The organism is Arenibacter catalasegens (assembly GCF_002909235.1).
Classification (GTDB): domain Bacteria; phylum Bacteroidota; class Bacteroidia; order Flavobacteriales; family Flavobacteriaceae; genus Arenibacter; species Arenibacter catalasegens.
Map to the genome: position 1 here is coordinate 1 of NZ_PHQQ01000062.1, position 4588 is coordinate 4588.

3 protein-coding genes are annotated in these 4588 nt (G+C 45.6%); all 3 read left to right on the top strand.

Translation table 11 applies throughout. The annotated features are described in order from the left end of the window. On the top strand, positions 1 to 862 hold an 862-nt coding region (locus CWD90_RS22755; protein WP_394335829.1), incomplete at its 5' end, for a bZIP transcription factor. A gap of 19 nt (positions 863 to 881) precedes the next feature. Continuing rightward, complete coding sequence (locus tag CWD90_RS22760) at positions 882 to 2030, top strand: gliding motility-associated C-terminal domain-containing protein (protein WP_103478347.1); 1149 nt, start codon at positions 882 to 884, stop codon at positions 2028 to 2030. A gap of 837 nt (positions 2031 to 2867) precedes the next feature. Next, on the top strand, positions 2868 to 4588 hold a 1721-nt coding region (locus CWD90_RS22765), incomplete at its 3' end, for a collagen-like protein (RefSeq protein WP_103478348.1).

A 4588-nucleotide genomic window follows, 5' to 3' on the forward strand; every position in this document is an offset into this window, starting at 1 on the left:
CGGAACGACTTTTGCTTTCGATGGCTCGTCCATAACTCCTGATTGGACCACTCTGATCAACGTACCGGCTGGATTTGCCGATGATACAGATGACGATACTACCTACTCCGCTGGGGCAGGGCTGACACTTACAGGAACGGTTTTTGCTTTCGATGGCTCGTCCATAACTCCTGATTGGACTACTTTTGTGAACGTACCGGCTGGATTTGCCGATGACACAGATGACGATACTACTTACTCCGCAGGGGCAGGGCTGACTCTCACCGGAACGACTTTTGCTTTCGATGGCTCGTCCATAACTCCTGATTGGACCACTCTGATCAACGTACCGGCTGGATTTGCCGATGATACAGATGACGATACTACCTACTCCGCTGGGGCAGGGCTGATACTTACGGGAACGGTTTTTGCTTTCGACGCTAGTTCTATTCCTGCCGGCTCTATAGATGGATCACAAATTGTAGCCAATTTTGGCGCACAAAATGTTACTACAACCGGCAGTTTTATAAGTGGTACAACTACCTATCCCGATTACGTTTTTCAAAAATATTTTTCAGGCCACTCCAGTTTAAAAGAAAGTTATGATTTTACAAGTTTGAAGGAAGTCGAAGCTTTTGTCAAACAAAACCACCATTTACCAGGTATTAAGTCAGCCTCAGAAGTAGAATCTGATGGACATTGGAACCTAACACAAGGAGCCATAAATAACCTCGAAAAAATAGAGGAATTGTTCCTCCATACCATAGAGCAGGAAAAGAAGATAGATCAACTTAAAAATGAAAACGAATCCCTGTCCACAGAACTGCAGTCGCTCCGCAAGGACATGGATGAAATAAAGGCATTATTACAAAATAAGCACTAAAAGTATTGGTTCCTAGAATATGAAAAACGTCATCTACATACTCGTATTGTTACTAAGCCCAAGCCTAGAGGCCCAAACGGCCCTGTACAATAGTGGTAACATCCGTATCCACGATGAAGGACAGATAGGGTTTCATACCGATCTGATCAACAATGCCGCCTTTGACCAAAATTTGGGCCTGGCAGGTTTTTATGGCAGTAGCATGATCAGTGTCTCAGGTGCCTTTATGCCCGTATTCTTCGATACCGAGATTGCCAATGACAACGGGGTGATGCTCAACACTGGCATGAGCGTTAGCTCCAATACCAATTTTGTGGCGGGCAACTTTATGACCCCAAGGGCACAACAGGATATTTATTTTAATTTTCTGCAAGATGCCTTTTATGTGGGAGAGGGCGATCTTTCCAAAGTAGACGGCTATGTGACCATCAATAACGAACAGAGTTTTATTTTTCCTGTGGGCGATGCCGTACAATTACGATCCCTGACCCTCAATAGCACAAGCGCCAATTCCTTTGCCAAATGTGCCTATTATTTGGAAAATGCCACCAACCCGGCCACCTTTCCCCAGAGTTTTGACCCTACTAAAAAACCCAGGACCATGGGCGCTATTAGTCAGGTGGAATTTTGGCATTTGGAAGGCAGCGTGTCTTCTTCGATCCAGATCAGCTGGAACCAACGCAGTAATATGGCCGCCCTTACCGAGGATGTGGCCAAGATCATCCCCGTAGGTTGGAGCATTGGGGGCAGATCATGGGTTAACCTAGGTGCAGCCTCTGTGGTGGGCGACCTAACACAAGGATTTTTAACTTCGGATAATTTTTTACCGGACAATTACGCAGTCATCACCTTCGCCTCCGAGGCCACGGCCAAAGAATTGCTTACGCTGGACAATTACTTGGTAACCCCCAATGGAGATGGCGTAAACGATGCCCTTTATATTGAAGAATTGGAATTATCCGATGACGATATCATCAGTATTTTTAACCGAAACGGTCAGAAAGTATATGAAGAAAGCAATTATACCACCGGTTTTACGGGCTACTCCAACATAAATAATATGGTCATTAACCGGGAAGCCGGCCTTCCCAATGGGATCTATTTTTATATTATTGAGATGAAAGACCTTAAACTTAATTATCAGGGTTTCTTGTACTTGGAACACTAAACAGGTTCAAGGTTCAAGGTTGGCAAGTTCAAGGTTCAAAGTTGAAAGTGCCTGTGACATCGGCAACGCTCAGTCACCGAAAGAAGTGAACGGAGATTGAGCGGAGTCGAAATCGTAGTGAACAGGGAGCACTAAAAAGGTTCAAAACGAGTGACTTCGGCTACGCTCAGTCACCGAAAAAAGTGAACGGCGATTGAGCGGAGTCGAAATCGTAGTGTACTTGGAACACTAAATCGAGGTTTTCAAGGTTGGCAAGTTCAAGGTTCAAAGTTGAAAGTGCCTGTGACATCGGCAACGCTCAGTCACCGAAAGAAGTGAACGGAGATTGAGCGGAGTCGAAATCGTAGTGAACAGTGAGCATTAAAAAGGTTCAAAACGAGTGACTTCGGCTACGCTCAGTCACCGAAAAAAGTGAACGGCGATTGAGCGGAGTCGAAATCGTATTGAACAGTGACCAGTTTTTAAGGTTAGTCGATCTTGTCGGTTTTAGCATCCCGATAGCTATTGGGAGAGAACTCTTAAAACATTAAATCCATAGTTTGGCAACATATGGCCAATTAAAAATCAAGGTCCTTTTTAAGTGCCTTTTAAAATTAATATTGCTTAATTCCCCCAAAACTTCCCATAAATAATAACGGCGAAAACCAGTGAATTCTAATATTTTGTAGGTTTATTCTTTCATTATTTCAGTCGACCAACTGCATATTGTATAGTCCAAAATTTCAATACTGCTAGTACACAACAAGTTTTATCTCGTTCACAACATTTCTTTAACATTAGGTAATTAGACAATTAATTTTGGGTTTATATAGGTCGTTGTACCCTAATTACCCCTGAATGGACTTTAAAAAATTACTTTTCTTATTTCTTTTAATTAGTAGTGCCTACTTATCTGCTCAAGTTAAAATTGGAGAAAATCCCAACAGCATAAATTCAGCTTCTATAGTTGAACTGGAAAGTACCACAAAAGCATTCGTACTCACAAGAGTTACCAGCGCTCAAATGCAAGGTATTAAACCGCTCAGCGGGGCAATGGTATTTAATACCAATGCACAATGTGTTTTCTTTTACAACGGGACTGTATGGAAGAACCTTTGTTCAGGCGGTTCAACTGCTACTGGAGGCGTTGGCATACAATCTACAGTCGACAACGGCAACGGAACATTTACTTTCAACTATACAGACGGTACAAAATTTACGACATCAAATCTAGTTGGGCCCCAAGGGGCTCCCGGTATTTCTGGTAAGGATGGTGTCGATGGGAATAATGGAGCTACAGGCGCCAAAGGAGATACTGGTGCTGACGGAAATGATGGAATTGATGGAGCTGCCGGACCTAAAGGGGATACTGGAGCAACGGGATCTACAGGTGCAGCCGGACCAAAAGGCGATACAGGAAACGACGGTACCACAGGAGCAACAGGTGCTGCAGGGCCAAAAGGTGATACTGGAGCAGCAGGAACTGACGGTGCAACTGGAGCTCAAGGTCCTATTGGACTTACCGGCGCAGACGGAGCAACTGGTCCAGCAGGAAATAACGGTTTAGATGGTGCAACTGGTGCCAAAGGAGATACTGGTGCAGCAGGTAATGATGGTGCAAAAGGAGATACTGGTGCTGACGGAAATAATGGAATTAACGGTGCAACCGGAGCTCAGGGTCCAATCGGACTTACTGGTCCGACAGGAAATAACGGTGCCGATGGAGCAACCGGTGCTCAAGGTCCGATCGGACTTACTGGCGCAGACGGAGCAACTGGTCCACAGGGACCAATAGGATTAACTGGTCCGACAGGAAACAATGGAAATGATGGTGCCACTGGTGCAACGGGTACAGCAGGAACCAACGGAATTGACGGAGCTACTGGTGCAACTGGAGCCGATGGAATAAATGGTGTTGATGGAGCAACAGGTGCTGCAGGAACCAACGGTATAGATGGAATTGATGGCGCTAAAGGTGATACTGGTGAAAAAGGAGACAAAGGTGATACAGGTGCCACAGGAGCAACGGGTACAGCAGGAACCAACGGAATTGACGGAATTGACGGAGCTACTGGAACCGATGGAATAAATGGTATTGATGGAAACGACGGTGCCACTGGTGCTACAGGAGCAACAGGAACCAACGGTATAGATGGAAATGATGGCGCTAAAGGTGATACTGGTGAAAAAGGAGACAAAGGTGATACCGGAGCACAGGGACCAATAGGTATTAGTATAACCGGTGCCCAAGGTCCTACTGGTGCTAATGGAGCTAAGGGAGACAAAGGAGATAAAGGGGATACAGGAGCCACAGGGGCAACAGGCGCTCAAGGACCAATAGGTATTAGTATAACTGGAGCGAAAGGCGACAAAGGAGATACTGGAGCAACAGGCACTAATGGTAATGACGGTGCCACAGGCGCCACAGGAGCAGCCGGAACCAATGGAATAGACGGAAATGATGGTGCCACTGGGGCAATCGGCGCTACAGGCGCAACAGGAACCAACGGTATAGATGGTAATGATGGTGCTAAAGGTGATACTGGTGCTGCAGGAACCAACGGAATAGACGGAGCAAA

Excerpts from the sequence above, each read along its gene's own strand:
- CWD90_RS22760 (WP_103478347.1), top strand. The coding sequence starts at position 882 with ATGAAAAACGTCATCTACATACTCGTATTGTTACTAAGCCCAAGCCTA.